Below are 17,301 nucleotides of genomic sequence, written 5' to 3' on the forward strand. Positions count from 1 at the left end.
ACGGCCCTGACCTGGGGCGCGTGCAGCGATGAAGGGACGTCGCGCGGTCCGGGACGGCTGACCGGACCGATCAGGAATGGAGAAGCGCGGCCACCGAGCCGCAGCTAGCGTGATGGCCAGACAGCGAGCGACTGGCCACCGCGGCCGAGAAACCGAACGCCGACCGCGACCGCCGGTTCCGCGCCCAGCTGCCGGCTCGGCGCGACCGTCCACACCGGGCCGATGTGCCCCACGAACCACAGGAGCGACCATGACCAGCTCGTCCACCCAGGGGATCAAGACCGTTCTGCATCCCGTGTCCGACCTGGCGGCGGCCAAGGCGGTGTACACGGCGCTGCTCGGTGTACCGCCGCAGGCCGACGAGTCCTACTACGTCGGCTTCGAGGCCGGGGGCCAGCACATCGGGCTGGTGCCGGCCGGGGGACCGCAGAGCATGACCTCACCCGTGGCCTACTGGCACGTGCCGGACATCGAGGCGAAGCTGGCCGAGGTCACCGCTGCGGGCGCCACCGTGAAGGAGCCCGCGCACGATGTCGGAGGCGGACGCCTGGTGGCGACCGTCACCGATCCCGACGGTAACGTCCTCGGGTTGCTTCAGGACGCTGAGCGCTGAACCGCCGGCCGTGCGTCCGTGACCGTGGGTGAATGCGCGACGGGGGTCGCGCATCGCGGCCCTTACCGACAGACAGATGGAGAATCGATAAGTATGGCCACCAGGACGGACGCGCAGTCGCCTGCGCCGCACGCTGCCGACATCCACGATGTGATCCGCGTGCACGGCGCGCGCGTGAACAACCTCAAGGACGTCAGCATCGAGATTCCGAAGCGGCGGCTCACGGTGTTCACCGGTGTCTCCGGCTCGGGCAAGACCTCGCTGGTGTTCAACACGATCGCCGCGGAGTCGCAGCGGCTGATCAACGAGACCTACAGCGCCTTCGTGCAGGGTTTCATGCCGACGCTGACACGGCCCGAGGTGGACGTCCTGGACGGGCTGACGACCGCGATCATCGTCGACCAGCAGAGGCTGGGCGCCGATCCGCGCTCCACGGTCGGCACGGCCACCGACGCCAACGCGATGCTGCGGATCCTGTTCAGCCGGCTCGGGAAGCCGCACATCGGCCCGCCCAGCGCGTACGCCTTCAACGTCCCCTCGGTCCGGGCGAGCGGTGCCATCACCGTCGAGCGCGGCGCCAAGAAGACGGTGAAAGCGACCTTCGACCGTACGGGCGGCATGTGTACGCGCTGCGAGGGCCGGGGCAACGTCTCCGACATCGACCTCACCCAGCTCTACGACGACTCCAAGTCACTCGCCGAGGGCGCCTTCACCATTCCCGGCTGGAAGTCCGACAGCTTCTGGACCGTCCGGGTCTACGCCGAATCGGGCCTGCTCGACCCGGACAAGCCGATCCGCAAGTACACCAAGAAGGAGATGCAGGACTTCCTCTACCGGGAGCCGACCAAGGTCAAGGTCGAGGGTGTGAACCTCACCTACGAGGGCCTGATCCCCAAGATCCAGAAGTCGTTCCTGTCCAAGGACAAGGAAGCGCTGCAACCGCACATCCGGGCGTTCGTGGAGCGGGCGGTCACCTTCGCCACCTGCCCCGAGTGCGAGGGCACCCGGCTCAGCGAGGGGGCCCGGTCCTCGAAGATCAGGCGGATCAGTATCGCCGACGCCTGCGCGATGCAGACCAGCGACCTGGCCGCCTGGGTCCGCGACCTCGACGAACCCTCGGTGGCGCCCCTGCTCACCGCGCTGCGGCAGACCCTCGACTCGTTCGTGGAGATCGGCCTCGGCTACCTCGCGCTCGACCGGCCGGCGGGCACGCTGTCGGGCGGCGAGGCGCAGCGCGTCAAGATGATCCGTCATCTCGGTTCCTCACTCACCGACACCACCTACGTCTTCGACGAGCCCACCGCGGGTCTGCACCCCCACGACATCCAGCGGATGAACAATCTGCTGTTGCGCCTGCGGGACAAGGGCAACACGGTGCTCGTCGTGGAGCACAAGCCGGAGACGATCGCGATCGCCGACCATGTCGTCGACCTCGGCCCCGGCGCCGGGACGGCGGGCGGGACCGTCTGCTACGAGGGCACCGTCGAGGGGCTGCGGGCCGCGGGCACCGTCACCGGCCACCATTTCGACGACCGGGCCACCCTCAAGGACACGCTGCGCAAGCCCACCGGCGCGCTGGAGATCCGCGGCGCGAAGGCGAACAACCTGCGTGACGTGGACGTCGACATTCCGCTCGGTGTCCTCGCCGTCGTCACCGGAGTCGCCGGTTCCGGCAAGAGCTCGCTGATCCACGGCTCGGTCTCGGGCCTGGACGGGGTGGTGTCGATCGACCAGGGTGCGATCCGCGGCTCACGACGGAGCAACCCCGCGACGTACACCGGACTGCTCGACCCGATCCGTAAGGCGTTCGCGAAGGCCAACGACGTGAAGCCCGCGCTGTTCAGCGCCAACTCCGAGGGCGCCTGCCCCGGTTGCAACGGCGCCGGCGTCATCTACACCGACCTTGCGATGATGGCGGGCGTCGCCACCGTCTGCGAGGAGTGCGAGGGGAAGCGGTTCCAGGCCTCGGTGCTCGAATACCACCTCGGTGGCCGCGACATCAGCGAGGTGCTCGCGATGTCGGTGAGCGAGGCCGAGGAGTTCTTCGGCCAGGGCGAGGCGCACACTCCGGCCGCGCACCGCGTCCTCGGTAGGCTCGCCGACGTAGGGCTCGGCTACCTCAGCCTCGGCCAGCCGCTCACCACCCTGTCCGGCGGCGAGCGGCAACGGCTCAAGCTGGCCACGCACATGGGCGAGAAGGGCGGCACCTACGTCCTCGACGAACCGACCACCGGCCTCCACCTCGCCGACGTCGAGCAACTGCTCGGCCTGCTCGACCGGCTCGTGGACTCCGGCAAGTCGGTCATCGTGATCGAGCACCACCAGGCGGTCATGGCGCACGCCGACTGGATCATCGACCTCGGCCCCGGCGCCGGCCACGACGGCGGCAGCCTCGTCTTCGAGGGCACCCCGGCCGACCTCGTCGCGGACCGCTCCACCCTCACCGGCGAGCACCTCGCGGCCTACGTCGGCGCCTGAGGAAGGCCCTGACCGAGGCCCTCGGCTGCCGCCGTCCTGCCCGGTGTGTCCGGGAAGGCGGGGTGGTCGCCGAGGCGCCTCACGTAGTCCCGGAGCCGGGGGTGGCCGCCAAGGGTGCCGGCCGGGCCGAGATGGACGAGCGCCACCCACAGGTCCACATCCGCAGCGGTCAGCTCCTCGCCCAGCACGTAGGGCCGCAGGGCGAGGTGGTGATTCAGCAGGTCCAGCGCCGCCGAACGCTCCGAGGGCCCGGCGGCCGGGGTGACGTCGCGGTCCAGCAGGTCGCGGAGGGCTTCGATGTCCGCGGCGAGGCCCGGCGGGCGCAGGGAGGAGGGGCAGGCCTCGTCGTGGCCGGACAGCAGGCCCGCGAGGTCGCGGAGGATGTCGGGGGTGTGGTTGCTGACGATGCGTCCGCTCCACCGGTCGCACAGGGCGGGCGCCGTCAGCGCTCCGTCGTAGTGGTGCATCGTGGCCTCGTACGCGCTGCGCAGCGAGGCGTACGCATCGGGTGTCTCGGCGGGGTGTCCCAGGAGTGTGGTGGCGACCGAGTCCTTGAGGCCGAGCAGACCGAGGGTGATCGAGATGCGGAGAGAGCGCGGACAACTCGACGACAGGAAAAGCTCGTAGCGGTGCGGTGCCGGGTAGAAGCCGCCGGCCAGGCCGACGCCGATACGGCTGTGGATGCGGGAGGACCGCACCGCGGCCGTGGGGCGAAGGCGTGGGGCGAACGCGATCGCCCCGGGTGAAATGGGTTCGCACGTAGCTGAGTTGTCTGTGCTGGAACTGCGAGAAGCTGTCTCGGGCATGACTCTCCTATGGGAATCACTGTGGGAATCCCTGCGGGAACGAGGAAGCCGCCGCCGCCGCCTCGTGGGCACCAGCGGCCGGATGTCGACCGACTGCGCTTTCGTACCGGTCCGGATGGAACGGGCGGGCCGGTACGCGTCCGGGAATGCCGGGCTAGTAAGCGCTGGAGACCCGCTGCAGATCGATGTGCAGACGCCTCGTCAAGCCGTTCCTGGGCAATTCCCACCGGTCCCGACTTCGGGGCTCGCGAGACGCGAGACCACGCTTGCCCCGCCGCACCGGCAGGACCCGGTCGTCACCCGGGGCACCCCGTCGCGGTGGAAGGGTTGCCTGCCAGCGGGCCGGGGCCGATGAACTGCCTGAGCAGGGCGAAACCCGCACAGGAAGCGCTGACAATCGTGACCGTCCATGTCAGTTTCGGTGCCCCACGTGACGCCGTCAAGAAGGCCGGACGGGCCGTCTCGCCTGGTGGTCACCGGCGTTGACATTCCCTCGGGGGCCATGCCTAACTTGCGGCGCGGACCGGTGATGAGCGTCAGGAAATTCTCTGGTGCGGCAGTCGGCAACCCTCGTACGCGGTGGGGTGCCCGGGTTCGGACCGGACCGGTGGACGTTCGGCAGACGTGAGGCCCCGCGGGGCGGAATGGTGACGGTGAGAGCGATGCACGCAGCTGAGGGGATGGCTGCCTGGCGGTCCCGCGGCCGCGTCCTGCTGTGCGCGGACCGCTCCGTCGACCTGCAGCGCGTCAACAGCGCACTGTGTACGGCCGTTTGTCGCGTTTCCTGTTAAGGCTGACGGCCTTCTGAGCCTCTGGCCTCCCGGCTCTCCGCTCTTCTGAGCCTCAGCTTTCCGAGTCCTTGACGTCCACCGCTGTCGCGGTGCGCCCTCTCCCCGCCCGGCCCCCGTTCCGCGCCGCTCGCCGCGTCCCGCCGATTCGTCCCTGATCGGCGCGGCGTCGCTGCCGGCCGCGGTCCGGGCTGTCCGCATCCGCTGGAGCCCTCCGTGAGTGAATCTCCTGGCGTCGCTGTGTCCTCGGGATCAGCGCCGCCCCCCGAGGCGGTCACCCGCCCCGGCCCACCCTCAGCGCCGAAGCCCCTGACGGCGCAGCGGGTCCTTCCGCTGCTGCGTCCCGGCCGCTGGATCGTCACGGCCGTCGTGCTCGTGCTGGTCGCCCAGACCGTCCACGGCCTGGCGACCAACCCCTTCTACCAGTGGGACCGGTTCCAGTACTGGTTCCTGCGGCCCACGATCCTCGAAGGCTTGCTCATCACCCTCGAAGTCACCGTGTACAGCGCCGCGTTGGGGCTGCTCGGTGGCGTACTGCTGGCACTGGCCAGACTCTCCCCGAGCCCGGTGCTGCGCGCGGTCAGCTGGGTCTACACCTGGCTGTTCCGATCGGTGCCGCTGATCGTGGTCCTGCTGTTCCTCTACAACTTCAGCGCGCTCTACCGCACACTGAGCGTCGGAGTGCCGTTCGGCCCGGCGTTCTTCACCTTCGACGAGTCCCGCCTCGCCACCGACATGGCCGTAGCCGTCATCGGCCTGAGCCTCAATGAGGCGGCGTACGCCTCCGAAGTGGTCCGCGGCGGCATCCTCTCGGTCGATCAGGGCCAGCACGAGGCGGCCTCCGCCCTCGGCCTCCCGAGGCGGTACCAGTTCGCGAAGATCGTCTTTCCGCAGGCCCTGCGCTCCATCACCCCGAACTACGTCAACCAGCTGATCGGCCTGATCAAGGGCACCTCGCTGGTCTTCTACGTCTCGCTGCTCGACCTGTTCGGCTCCGTGCAGAGCATGGGCAGCACCTACCCCGGCGACATTGTGCCGCTGCTGCTGGTGGCCACCGCCTGGTACCTGATCCTCACCAGCGTCGTGTCCGTCATCCAGTTCTACGTCGAGCGGTACTACGCGCGGGGCGCGCTGCGCACCCTGCCGCCGACGCCGCGGCAGAAGCTGTGGACCGGTCTCGGCGATCTACGGGCTCGGGTCCGGAAGGAGACGGCGATATGACCGCCAGGGCGACCGAAGAGGCCGGGGCGATCGAGAAGACCGGCGCGGCCGGCACGACTGGGGCGTCCGGGACGGGAACGGCGGCGGAGATCGTAAAGACCCTCGCGACACGCCCCGCCGCGGTCGAGGTGCACGATGTGCACAAGTGGTACGGCTCCCAACGCGTCCTGGAAGGCGTGGCGTTGGCCGTGCGGCCCGGCGAGGTCGCGGTCGTCCTCGGACCGTCCGGCTCCGGCAAGTCCACGCTCCTGCGTGTGATCAACCACCTGGAGAAGCCCGAGATCGGCCATGTCAGCCTGAACGGCGAGCTGATCGGCGTACGCAGGCATCGCGGGCGCCTCAAGGAGCTGAGCGAACGGGCCATCCTGGCGCAGCGCAGCCGGATCGGGTTCGTCTTCCAGAACTTCAATCTCTTCCCGCACCTGACCGTGCTGGACAACGTGGCCGCGGCTCCGGTGGCGACCGGAAAGCTGACCGGAGCCGAGGCACGCGAACAGGCCCGCGGCCTCCTCGCCCGCGTGGGGCTCGCGGACAAGGCCGCAGCCTACCCGCGGCAGTTGTCCGGCGGGCAGCAGCAGCGCGTGGCCATCGCCCGCGCCCTCGCCCTGCGGCCCGGGGTCATCCTCTTCGACGAGCCGACGTCCGCGCTCGACCCCGAACTGGTCGGCGAGGTGCTGGCCGTGATCAAGGATCTGGCAGGCAGCGGCACCACCCTCCTGGTCGTCACGCACGAGATCGGGTTCGCCCGCGAGGTCGCCGACCGGGTCGTCTTCATGGACGCCGGCCGGATCGTCGAACAGGGTCCGCCCGAGCAGGTGCTGGACCACCCGCGGCACGAGCGGACCAGGGACTTCCTGAGCAAGGTGCTCTGATCCCACCTCCGGGCGCCCGCCTGTCGCTCCACGGCGTGACCCCGCGCCCCGCGCCGCCGGGCCCCGCCCGCACTCCCACCCCGCACTCCCGTCCCGTACACCCTCACCGCACCCGACAAGGACAGCCACCATGCGCACCCTCAGTCTCCGCAGCAGATTCCTCCGCGGCGTCACGGCCGCCGCGTCCGTCGCCTCTCTCGCCGCCGGGCTCGCCGCGTGCGGCGGCACGGGCGACGCCGCGACCAGGACCGACAGCGCGCCGGCCGGAACGGTCACCGTCGGCGCGCTCTCCAACGGCGCCGCCAAGGAGACCGAACTCAAGGTGCCCGAGGTGAAGTCGATCAGCGCCGGACTTCCCAAGCCGATCGCCGAGAGGGGCACGTTGGTGCTCGGCGTGGGCGCGCTGCCGGCCGGGTTCCCGCCGCTGGCGTACGTGGGCCAGGACCAGAAGACCCTCACCGGCGCCGAACCCGACCTCGGCCGGCTGGTCGCCGCGGTCCTCGGGCTCAAGCCGGAGCTGAAGAACTCGACCTGGGAGAACATGTTCGTCGGCATCGACAGCGGCAAGGTCGACGTGGCCCTGTCGAATGTCACCGACACCGAGGAGCGCAAGAAGAAGTACGAGTTCGCCTCCTACCGGGAGGACAACCTCGCCTTCGAGGCGCTGAAGAAGAGCACCTGGAATTTCGACGGTGACTACCGCAACCTGGCCGGCAGGACCGTCGCCGTCAGCGCCGGCACCAACCAGGAGCGAATCCTGCTGGAGTGGAAGGCGAAACTGGCGAAGGAGGGCGAGAAGCTCACCGTCAAGTACTACCAGGACAACAACGCCCTGGCCCTGGCCCTGTCCAGCGGCAAGATCGACATCTCCTTCGGCCCCAACCCCGGAATCGCCTACCACATCACCCAGACCGCGAAGACCCCCTCACCGACGCGTAACGCGGGCAAGTTCTCCGGCGCGGGTGCGACGCTCCAGGGGCTCATCGCCGCCACGGCGAAGAAGGGCAGCGGACTGGCGAAGCCCGTCGCCGACGCGATCAACCACCTGATCAAGAACGGCCAGTACGCCAAGTGGCTCGCCGCCTGGAACCTCTCCAACGAGGCCGTCCCCGCTTCCCGGGTCGACCCGCCCGGACTGCCGCTCGACAACGCCTGACCCACGTCCACGCCCACGCGTCCGCCGAGCGACCGCGCCGTCATGAGGCGGCGCCGAGCCGGCCACCTCCCGGATACGGAGACCCCGCACCGCCATGTCCACCAGCGTCCATCACGCCCCGCCCCCGAGCCCGACGGAACCGCACATCCTGGACAACGCCGCCTGGGCCGCGCTGAGCGGTCCGCACGCCGACCTCGCCGAGCGCCTGGGCCGGGCCGCCCGATACCCCACGGACGTCTCCCCGTTCAGCGCCCTCGCCGACCCGGCCGACCCCCGAGCCTGGGGCGATCTGGCCGCACTGGTCGGACCCGGCACCGCCACCCCGGTCTCCGGAGCCCGGGGGGTGCCCGAGGGCTGGACGATCGAGCGCAGCGGCGACGGCGTCCAGCTGGTCGGTACGGCGCTCTACGCCGAACCTGCCCCCGAAGCGGAACGGCTAGGACCCGCCGACGTACCCGAGATCCTCGACCTGGTCGCCCTCACCCGGCCGGGACCCTTCCTGCCCCGCACCATCGAACTGGGCAGCTACCTGGGCATCCGGGACCGCGGACGGCTGATCGCCCTGGCCGGTGAACGCCTGCACCCGCCGGGCTGGACGGAGATCAGCGCCGTCTGCACCCACCCGGACCACCGCGGCCGGGGTCTGGCCACCCGGCTGGTCCGCGCGGTCGCGGCGGGCATCAGGGAGCGCGGGGACACCCCCTTCCTCCACGCGGCCGCGAGCAACACCCACGCGATCCGGCTCTACGAGTCGATCGGCTTCACCCTGCGCCGCCGCACGCGGTTCCTGCTCGTGCGCGCGCCGGGCGGGCAGCCGGAGACACGCGGACCTGGAGAACCAGGAGCCCGGCAGCCGGAAGTACGGGGATCGCGGGAACAGGAAGCCGGACAGCCGGAAGAAACGGCATAGCCGTGCGGTTGTGCCTGAGGACGACCGAGCGGCGCCCCGACGGGGACCGCGAGCGCGAGGGCGGTGCGGACCCCGGGGTCCGCCGTGCACGAAGGGTGGAGGTGGAGCAGGTGCGGATGCGTGCCGTGACCCGCCGCCGCGCCGTGAACACCGCCATGCCCAGCCGCCCCCGCCTGTACTCCCGGCAGCACATCGATCTCCTGCGCGTCGCCGGCGCGCTCTGTCGCTCCTGACCCGTTGCCCTCGCAGCCGCACCCCGCGCCCGGGGCCGGCCTCTTCGTACGGTCGATCAGGAAGGCACCTCTCTCGTGTCGTCGTCACCCTCCCCTCTGCATCTCGCCGTGGCCCTGGACGGAGCGGGCTGGCACCCGGCCGCCTGGCGCGAACCCGTCTCCCGCCCCCGTGAACTGCTCACGGCCGCCTACTGGACCGACCTGGTCACGGAGGCCGAACGCGGACTGCTCGACTTCGTGACCATCGAGGACGGGCTCGGCCTCCAGTCCTCGTCCCACACCGAGCCCGACGGGCGCACCGACCAGGTCCGCGGCCGGCTGGACGCCGTCCTCATCGCCGCCCGGGTCGCCCCGCTGACCCGGCACATAGGCGTGGTGCCGACGGTGGTGGCCACCCATACGGAGCCGTTCCACCTGTCCAAGGCCATCGCCACCCTCGACTACGTGAGCAGCGGTCGCGCGGGCCTGCGGGTGCAGGTCACGGCTCGTCGAAACGAGGCCGCGCACTTCGGGCGCCGTACGTTCCCGCCGTTGCGCGTCGAGGACTACGAAACACCCGCCGGGCAGGAGCTGCTGACCGGCCTGTTCGACGAGGCCGCCGACTACGTCGAGGTCGTGCGACGGCTCTGGGACAGCTGGGAGGACGACGCCGAAATCCGGGACGTCGCCACCGGACGCTTCATCGACCGCGCGAAACTGCACTACATCGATTTCGAGGGCGCGCACTTCCGGGTGAAAGGCCCCTCGATCACGCCCCGGCCGCCCCAGGGCCAGCCGATCGTCAGCGCGCTGGCCCACGCGACCGTCCCCTACCGGCTGGTGGCCCGCTCCGCCGACATCGGCTACGTCACCCCGCACGACGCCGACCGGGCCCGTGCGATCGTCGAGGAGATCCGCACCGAACAGACAGCGGCCGGTCGCGCCGACGAGACCCTGCACGTCTTCGGCGACCTGGTGGTCTTCCTGGACGACGACCCCGCCGGGGCCGGGGCCCGCCGGGAGCGGCTGGACAGCCTCGCCGGACACCCGTACACCAGCGACGCCCGGATCTTCACCGGAACGCCCAGCGGGCTCGCCGATCTGCTCCAGGAGCAGGCGGCGGCCGGACTGACCGGCTTCCGGCTGCGTCCCGCCGTGGCCGGCCACGACCTCCCGGCGATCACCCAGGGCCTGGTCCCCGAACTCCAGCGCCGGAACGCCTTCCGGCGGGCGTACGAGGCCGACACCCTGCGCGGGCTGCTCGGTCTCGCGCGCCCCGCCAACCGCTACGCCGCCGCGACCGCCTGAGCCGGAAGGACCCCCCCGATCATGAGCAAGCCACTCAAGCAGATCCATCTCGCGGCCCACTTCCCCGGAGTCAACAACACCACCGTGTGGAGCGACCCCGAGGCCGGCAGCCACATCGAGTTCAGCTCCTTCGCGCACTTCGCCAGGACCTCCGAGCGTGCGAAGTTCGACTTCCTGTTCCTCGCCGAGGGGCTGCGGCTGCGCGAACAGGGCGGCCACATCTACGACCTGGACGTCGTGGGCCGCCCGGACACCTTCACCGTCCTCGCCGCCCTCGCCGCCGTCACCAAGCACCTGGGCCTGACCGGCACCATCAACTCGACCTTCAACGAGCCCTATGAGGTGGCCCGCCAGTTCGCCGGCCTCGACCACCTCTCGGGCGGACGTGCCGCCTGGAACGTGGTCACCTCCTGGGACGCCTTCACCGGCGAGAACTTCCGCCGCGGCGGCTTCCTCCCGCAGAGCGAGCGCTACTCCAGGGCCAAGGAGTTCCTGTCCGCCACGAACGAACTCTTCGACTCCTGGAACGGGGACGAGATCGTCGCCGACCGGCAGACGGGCACCTTCCTGAGCGACGCGAAGGCCGGAGCCTTCGTGCACCAGGGCCGGCACTTCGACATCGAGGGACAGTTCAACGTCCCGCGCTCCCCGCAGGGAAGGCCGGTGATCTTCCAGGCGGGCGACTCCGAAGAGGGCCGTGACTTCGCCGCGTCGAGCGCGGACGCGATCTTCAGCCGGTACGCCACCCTCAAGGAGGGACAGGCTTTCTACACGGACGTCAAGGGCCGCCTCGGCCGCTACGGCCGCCGGCCCGACCAGCTGCTGATCCTGCCGGCGGCCACCTTCGTCCTCGGCGACACCGACACCGATGCGGAGGAACGGGCCCGCGGGATACGCCGCCGTCAGGTCAGCGGCGCCACCGCGATCAAGCACCTGGAGTTCGTCTGGAACCGGGACCTGTCCGCGTACGACCCGGACGGCCCCCTCCCCGACATCGACCCCGACCTCGGCGAGCACACCATCGCCCGCGGCCGCGCCCAGGTACGGATGTACCGTGATCCGCTGGCCACCGCCCGCGAATGGCGGGAGCGCGCCGCCGCCAACAAGTGGTCCATCCGCGACCTGGTCATCGAGACCGGAAACCGTCAGTCCTTCGTCGGCACCCCGGCCACCGTCGCCGCCACGATCAACGAATTCGTCCAGGCCGACGCGAGCGACGGCTTCATCCTCGCCCCGCACATCACGCCAGGTGGCCTCGACGACTTCGCCGACAAGGTCGTCCCGCTGCTCCAGGAACGAGGCGTGTACCGCACGGAGTACGAGGGCACCACCCTGCGCGACCATCTCGGCCTGGCCCACCCCGACGATGCGCGCGCAGAGCGTGAGGCGTCATGAAGTTCCTCGCCATCACGCTGATCGTGCACGGCCCGCACCCCGTGACGGGTGTACGGAAGCCGACCAACGACCGCTTCCGTGAAGTGGTCGACAACGCGCTCCTCGCCGAGGAGCTGGGCTTCGACGGCTTCGGCGTGGGGGAGCGGCACGAGCTGCCCTTCATCTCCTCCTCACCACCGGTCGTACTCAGCCACATCGCCGCCCTCACCTCCCGGATCCGGCTGTTCACGGCCGTCACCACGCTCAGCCTCCTCGACCCGGTGCGAGCGTACGAGGACTACGCGACTCTGGACCACCTCTCCGGCGGACGGCTGGAACTCATCATCGGCAAGGGAAACGGCACCGCCCAGCGGGATCTTTTCCAGGTCACGCCCGACGACCAGTGGGACCGCAACGCCGAGAGCTACGAGGTGTTCCGCCGGATCTGGCGCCAGGGCAAGGTCACCGCCGCGACCCGCTTCCGTCCGGAACTCAAGGACGCGGAGGTGTGGCCCCGACCCCTCCAGCAGCCGATCCGGGTCTGGCACGGCAGTGCGACCAGCAGGGAGTCGGTCGATCTGGCCGCCCGCTACGGCGACCCGCTCTTCTCCGCCAACGTCACCAACCCCATAGAGCCCTACGCGGAGTTGATCCGCTACTACCGCGAGCGCTGGGAGCACCACGGCCACGATCCGGCCGGCATCGCGGTGGGCGCGGGAACAGCGGGCCTCTGTGCGGCCCGGACCTCCCAGGAGGCGCTCGCCGCCTACCGGCCCGCGTACGAGGGCAACCTGGCGTTCCAGAAACGGCTGGGCCTGGAACCCGTGTTCGCGACCCTGGAGGACTTCGCCGAGCGCAGCTCGGCACTCATCGGCAGTCCGCAGCAGATCATCGAGAAGGTTCACCGCTACCACGAGCAGTTCGGGCACACCGTCCTCCATCTGCAGGCGGACGCGGGCGGACTGACCGACCGCCGGCACCGGGACTCGCTCGCACTCTTCCAGTCCGACGTAGCGCCCGTGCTGCGCCGGGAGATCCCCGACCCCCCGTTCGCCTGGGGCCCGGCCCCTGTGGAGCCCACATCCACACCAGCATCCGCATCCGTGCCGGCCGGCCACTAGAGGAGACCTCCGCCATGTCCGACATCCCTCTCGGGGTCCTCGATCTGGTCCCGGTCCCGTCCGGTTCCACCGCCACCGAGGCGTTGCGCAACTCCATCGACCTGGCCCGGCAGGCCGAGAGCTTCGGCTACGCCCGCTACTGGTTCGCCGAGCACCACCTCAACCCGGGCGTGGCCGGTACCTCGCCCGCGGTCCTCCTCGCCCTGACCGCCTCCGCGACCTCGGACATCCGGCTCGGCGCCGGTGCCGTACAACTCGGGCACCGCACAGCCCTGTCGACGGTCGAGGAGTTCGGCCTGATCGACGCGCTGCACCCCGGCCGTCTGGACCTGGGCCTCGGCCGCTCCGGCGGTCGCCCGCCCGCCGCTGCGGTCACCCGGCCGCTGTCCGCGACCCCGGTGGTCGACGGCCGTGCCCCCAACGGCCTCCGTGTCCCGGGCCGCTTCTCCTTCGAGCACCTGCTCGGCTCACCCCGTGTCGCGCTCCAGCGCAGACTGCTCCAGCAGCCGCATGCCGAGTCCCAGGACTACGGCGAGCAGATCGACGACATCCTGGCGCTGCTGGCGGGCACATACCGTTCGGCGGACGGCATCGAGGCTCATGCCGTCCCGGGCGAGGGCGCCGATGTCGAGCTCTGGATCCTGGGCAGCAGCGGCGGCGAGAGCGCCCGGGCCGCGGGGCGGGGCGGCCTCCGGTTCGCGGCGAACTACCACGTCAGTCCGGCCACCGTGCTGGAGGCGGTGGAGGGCTACCGTGCCGCGTTCCTGCCCTCGGACGTTCTCGACAAGCCGTACGTCAGCGTGTCCGCGGACGTGGTGGTCGCCGAGGACGACGAGACCGCCCGCGAGCTCGCCACCGGCTACGGTCCCTGGGTCCGCAGCATCCGTTCGGCCGAGGGCGCGATCGAGTTCCCCACGCCGGACGAGGCCCGCGCCCATGTCTGGTCGGACGCGGACCGGGCCTTGGTCCAGGACCGCCTCGACACCCAGTTCGTCGGCTCCCCGGGCCGGGTCGCCGACGAACTGACTCGTCTTCAGGAAGCGACGGGTGCGGATGAGCTGCTGATCACCACGATCACCCACGGGCACGCGGACCGGGTGCGGTCCTACGAACTGCTGGCCGCGGAGTGGCGCGGGAGGTGACCGTCTGCGGATGAGGGGTTGTGCATCGCGGAACCGGCGTCGCGGTACCAAGACGCACAACCCCCTGGGACGGCGCAGTTCGCTACGCGTCCCTCACTTCGTCCCGCCCGGGTCCATCGGGCTCAGCGGGTGACCGGGGGAGCCGGTGGGCCGGGCGGGGCCGGCCGGTGTCCGCGGTGCTTCGCAGGAGGGCGGCGCTGTCGGCGTCCGCCGGGTAGTAGGACTCGATCGAGATCTCTTCGAGCGTGATGTCCTGAGGGGTTCCGAACGTGGTGATGGTCGAGAACAGCCTCAGCTCATCTCCCCGGAACCGGAAGACCATGGGAATCGCCACCTCCGACTCCGGCGGCGGGACCGGTCCGTCGGGCTCATGCCCCGCGAAGAACTCGTCGTACAGGGCGCCGACCACCGGATCACCGGTTCTGGCGACCTGACGCGACAACCGGGCGCGGAAGAACGAGCGGACTTCGGTGAGGTTGACGATCCGGGAGGCGAGCCCTCGCGGATGAAGTCCGAGCCGCACCATGTTGACCGGAGCGACGAGCAGACCGGGATCGACATCTTCGAGGAAGTGCTCGACCGGCGCGTTGGCCATCACGATGTTCCAACGCCGGTCCACGACCAGCGCCGGATACGGCTCGTGCGCGCGCAGCACCTGGACCAGGGCATCCCGGACGGCCGACATGTCCGGCCCGTCGAGCGGCCGCTCGCCGTACCTCGGCGCGAACCCGGCCGCCACCAGGAGGCGATTGCGGTGCCGCAGCGGAACCTCCAGGTGTGCCGCGAGGCGAAGCACCATGCCGGCGCTCGGCCGGGACCGGCCCGTCTCGACGAGGCTGACGTATCGGGGCGAGACGTCAGCCGCCAGCGCGAGATCGAGTTGACTCAGCCGTCGGCTGTGACGCCACTCGCGCAACAGACCGCCCACCGTCTCCACGGCGCCGACCCTAGCCGCAGAGTCCGGTCACGGTCCATGAACTCCGAGTTCATCGACAGCCCCCGACCGCGCCGCGAGACTTCCGGACATGAGCGACGACAACAAGGAACTGGTCCTGAAGTGCCTGGGGCTGTACGCCAAGGGCGACCTCGAATCCGTCGCACCGCTGCTACGCGACGACTACGCCGATCACGGGCTGCCGTTCCGGACCGCCACGAAGGCCGAATGGATCGCGGCAGCGGGGAAACTGCCCCTCGCAGAGCTCCGGATCGACATCCGCCGTCTGGTGGCGGAAGTCGACTACGTGACGATGTTCTCCCGAAGGCGGCTGCCCGGAGGCGGGCTCGACATCGCGGTGGCCGACGTCTTTCGTCTCCAGGACGGTCTGATCGCGGAACGCTGGGAGGTCGTCGAACAGATCCCGGCAGCCGCTCCGAATCCGGTGGCGACTCTGTGATCCCGCAGGTGGGCCGGCCGGGTACTGACGTCTCGGCCGGAGAGAGGGAGCCGGCTCAGGTGCCCTGATTCCCCCGCAGCTCCTCCACGGCGACCCGGGCCGCGGCCCCGATCACGGCGTCGGCCCGCGGCAGTCTGCTGTCGGCCCGGGCGGCCTGGGTGAAGACCACCGCGGTGTAGGTGCTGCCGTCCGCGAGTTCGACGACGCCGGCTTCATGTCGGAGCGAACCGAAGGTACCGGTCTTGCCGTAGACGGTGACGTCGTCGTAGGGAAAACCGGAGGCGAGCCGGTGCGTCCACGGCTGCCTGCGCATGACGTCGCGCATGAAGGCGCAGCGGTCGTCCGACGCGGCCTCGCCGGTCCAGATGGCCCGCAGGAGCCGTGCCATGTCAGCCGGTGTGCTGGACGCCTTGAAGGCCGGGTCGTACACACCTGCCGGTACGACGGTGTCGTTGTCCGCCACGCGTGCCAGGGCGGCGTCCAGGGATTGCGCTCCCGTTTCGGCGACCAGCCGGCTGAACGTGCTGACGACCCCGCCGTGGATGCGGGTGTCCGGCATACCCAGGTCGCGGCAGACGGCGTCGACCACGTCGGGGCCGACCGCCCGCAGGACGGCAGCGGCCGCGGTGTTGTCGGAGATGGTCATCATCAGCGTCACCAGGTCGCGCAGTGACATGGTGACGGGGTCGTGGAGGACGGAGACGCCGGTCGGACCGGCAACCCGGTCGGCGGCCTCCAGAGTCAGCCGTCGGCACGGGTCGATCCGCCCCGCATCCGCGAGCCGGCAGAAGGCGACCATGAGCGGCACCTTGTAGACCGAACCCAGGGGCAGCTGTTCGTCCGGATCGATGACCACCTGGGCCGACGGGCGGTGCAGTTCCGCCACGTGCAGCCAGCCGCGGACGCCCGCGTCGTCGAACATGCTGCGGATGGTGCGCTCCGCACCCGTGCCGCGCCGCGGTTGTCTCACGGTGCCACCTTCCGGGCCAGGGCGTCCTCAAGCAGCTGCGCCGTCCCGGCAGTCTCCTTCGCTCCCGGACGCCGTGGATTCCAGGCCACCCGCAACCGCAGCGGAAGCGGCGGGTCCGTTGCCGTCCGGCGTTCGACGCCGGAGGCCATCAGAGAGTGGTCCGCCGTGACGAGCACGGCCTGACCTGCCGCCACCAGGGCGAGACCGGCGCGCTCATCGGAGACGACCACGGTCTCCGTGCGGCGGCCGCGGCTGGCCAGGGTATCGATGAACAGGTCATGGGCCGCGGGTGCTTCCGCGCGCGGGCGTACCGCGACGGGCAGACGCAACGGCATCGTGTCACCGCTCCCCTGGAGGCCGGCGGGGGCGAGGACCCAGGTCGGCAGCAGGATCACCCGGCCTGCGGAGAGGCCGTGCAGCACGGAGGGATGCCGGATCACGGCGATGTCGACCCGTCCGGCCGCGACGTCACCGAGCAAGGTGGCGGTTGACGCCGTGACCATGCCGATCCGAGCCCGCTCACCGGCCCGGACCGGCGCGGCCGCCACCTCGGCGGCGAGGGGCGCCGGTACCTCCGGGGCCAGCCCGAGCCGCAGCCGGCGTCCGTCGGCCTGCTCGCGAGCACCGGTCTCGCGGAGCTCCGAGAGCGCGGCCAGGGCGCGGCGTGCGTGAGGAAGCAGCAGAGCTCCTTCCTCGGTGATGGACACTCCTCGCTCACGGTCGAACAGGCGAACGCCGACCAGGGCCTCCAGCCTGCGCAGGCCCTGCGACAGGGGCGGCTGGGTAATCCCCACGCGCTGGGCGGCGGCCCCGAAGTGTTCCTCCTCCGCCAGGGCGACGAAGATTTCCAGGTGCCGTTCGGTCAGCACTCCGTACCTCCTGGCGTGCGGTGATATGGCTTGTGAATGAGGTTGATGCCGAGATCATATTCGACAT

General features: G+C 70.6%; 17 protein-coding genes and 1 riboswitch. Of the genes, 12 read left to right on the forward strand and 5 right to left on the reverse strand.

The genetic code is table 11. The annotated features are described in order from the left end of the window. The first annotated feature begins 250 nt into the window (after window positions 1–250). The gene (locus tag OG322_RS38050) at window positions 251–613 is read left to right on the forward strand and encodes a VOC family protein (protein ID WP_123465371.1); all 363 of its coding nucleotides are present in this window, start codon (window positions 251–253) and stop codon (window positions 611–613) included. A gap of 93 nt (window positions 614–706) precedes the next feature. After that, window positions 707–3,091 (forward strand): ATP-binding cassette domain-containing protein, encoded by a 2,385-nt coding sequence (locus OG322_RS38055; RefSeq protein WP_123465373.1) that lies wholly within the window; start codon window positions 707–709, stop codon window positions 3,089–3,091. Here OG322_RS38055 and OG322_RS38060 read toward each other — a convergent pair. Together OG322_RS38060 and OG322_RS41800 are read right to left on the reverse strand one after the other, a co-directional pair. Then, window positions 3,076–3,789: a glutathione S-transferase C-terminal domain-containing protein gene (locus OG322_RS38060; RefSeq protein ID WP_329307573.1), complete on the reverse strand. Its 714-nt coding sequence runs from the start codon at window positions 3,787–3,789 to the stop codon at window positions 3,076–3,078. The genes OG322_RS38055 and OG322_RS38060 overlap by 16 nt on opposite strands. A gap of 262 nt (window positions 3,790–4,051) precedes the next feature. Then, entirely contained in the window at window positions 4,052–4,177 is a 126-nt protein-coding gene (locus OG322_RS41800) for a putative leader peptide (protein WP_405698724.1), read from the reverse strand. Next, window positions 4,155–4,302: riboswitch (SAM riboswitch) on the reverse strand. Its footprint overlaps the gene before it by 23 nt. A 599-nt stretch (window positions 4,303–4,901) precedes the next feature. Here OG322_RS41800 and OG322_RS38065 point away from each other — a divergent pair. The 9 genes from OG322_RS38065 to OG322_RS38105 all read left to right on the forward strand — a co-directional run bounded on the left by OG322_RS38065 (window position 4,902) and on the right by OG322_RS38105 (window position 14,001). Further along, window positions 4,902–5,906: an amino acid ABC transporter permease gene (locus OG322_RS38065; protein ID WP_123465377.1), complete on the forward strand. Its 1,005-nt coding sequence runs from the start codon at window positions 4,902–4,904 to the stop codon at window positions 5,904–5,906. Next, window positions 5,903–6,778, forward strand: coding sequence for an amino acid ABC transporter ATP-binding protein (locus OG322_RS38070; protein ID WP_123465379.1), 876 nt, complete (start codon window positions 5,903–5,905; stop codon window positions 6,776–6,778). Before OG322_RS38065 ends, OG322_RS38070 begins: the two co-directional genes overlap by 4 nt. A 130-nt stretch (window positions 6,779–6,908) precedes the next feature. After that, entirely contained in the window at window positions 6,909–7,934 is a 1,026-nt protein-coding gene (locus OG322_RS38075) for a transporter substrate-binding domain-containing protein (RefSeq protein ID WP_329307574.1), read from the forward strand. 94 nt (window positions 7,935–8,028) lie between these two features. After that, the gene (locus OG322_RS38080) at window positions 8,029–8,844 is read left to right on the forward strand and encodes a GNAT family N-acetyltransferase (protein WP_124285914.1); all 816 of its coding nucleotides are present in this window, start codon (window positions 8,029–8,031) and stop codon (window positions 8,842–8,844) included. Between the two features lie 2 nt (window positions 8,845–8,846). Then, on the forward strand, window positions 8,847–9,077 hold the full coding sequence (locus tag OG322_RS38085; protein WP_123465385.1) for a putative leader peptide: 231 nt from the start codon (window positions 8,847–8,849) through the stop codon (window positions 9,075–9,077). Between the two features lie 75 nt (window positions 9,078–9,152). Beyond that, on the forward strand, window positions 9,153–10,364 hold the full coding sequence (locus OG322_RS38090; protein WP_329307575.1) for an LLM class flavin-dependent oxidoreductase: 1,212 nt from the start codon (window positions 9,153–9,155) through the stop codon (window positions 10,362–10,364). A 21-nt stretch (window positions 10,365–10,385) separates the two neighbouring features. Next, window positions 10,386–11,759, forward strand: a complete 1,374-nt coding sequence (locus OG322_RS38095; protein WP_329307576.1) for an NtaA/DmoA family FMN-dependent monooxygenase — start codon at window positions 10,386–10,388, stop codon at window positions 11,757–11,759. Beyond that, complete coding sequence (locus OG322_RS38100) at window positions 11,756–12,859, forward strand: LLM class flavin-dependent oxidoreductase (RefSeq protein ID WP_123465391.1); 1,104 nt, start codon at window positions 11,756–11,758, stop codon at window positions 12,857–12,859. The genes OG322_RS38095 and OG322_RS38100 overlap by 4 nt, the downstream gene beginning before the upstream one ends. Before the next feature lie 14 nt (window positions 12,860–12,873). Continuing rightward, complete coding sequence (locus OG322_RS38105) at window positions 12,874–14,001, forward strand: LLM class flavin-dependent oxidoreductase (protein ID WP_329307577.1); 1,128 nt, start codon at window positions 12,874–12,876, stop codon at window positions 13,999–14,001. Window positions 14,002–14,083: 82 nt separating this feature from the next. Here the strand turns inward: OG322_RS38105 and OG322_RS38110 are convergent, their stop codons facing one another. After that, complete coding sequence (locus OG322_RS38110; protein WP_329307578.1) at window positions 14,084–14,938, reverse strand: helix-turn-helix domain-containing protein; 855 nt, start codon at window positions 14,936–14,938, stop codon at window positions 14,084–14,086. Window positions 14,939–15,026: 88 nt separating this feature from the next. Between OG322_RS38110 and OG322_RS38115 the strand changes: the two genes are divergently transcribed. Further along, window positions 15,027–15,395: a nuclear transport factor 2 family protein gene (locus OG322_RS38115; RefSeq protein WP_329307579.1), complete on the forward strand. Its 369-nt coding sequence runs from the start codon at window positions 15,027–15,029 to the stop codon at window positions 15,393–15,395. Window positions 15,396–15,450: 55 nt separating this feature from the next. Here the strand turns inward: OG322_RS38115 and OG322_RS38120 are convergent, their stop codons facing one another. Further along, window positions 15,451–16,365 carry a serine hydrolase gene (locus OG322_RS38120; RefSeq protein ID WP_241200338.1) on the reverse strand — a complete coding sequence of 305 codons (915 nt, stop codon included), beginning with the start codon at window positions 16,363–16,365 and terminating at the stop codon, window positions 15,451–15,453. Then, window positions 16,362–17,234 carry a LysR family transcriptional regulator gene (locus OG322_RS38125; RefSeq protein WP_329307580.1) on the reverse strand — a complete coding sequence of 291 codons (873 nt, stop codon included), beginning with the start codon at window positions 17,232–17,234 and terminating at the stop codon, window positions 16,362–16,364. Before OG322_RS38125 ends, OG322_RS38120 begins: the two co-directional genes overlap by 4 nt. Between the last annotated feature and the right edge of the window lie 67 nt (window positions 17,235–17,301).

Origin of the sequence: Streptomyces sp. NBC_01260 (assembly GCF_036226405.1) — a bacterium.
In the GTDB taxonomy this organism is placed as follows: Bacteria; Actinomycetota; Actinomycetes; order Streptomycetales; family Streptomycetaceae; genus Streptomyces; species Streptomyces laculatispora.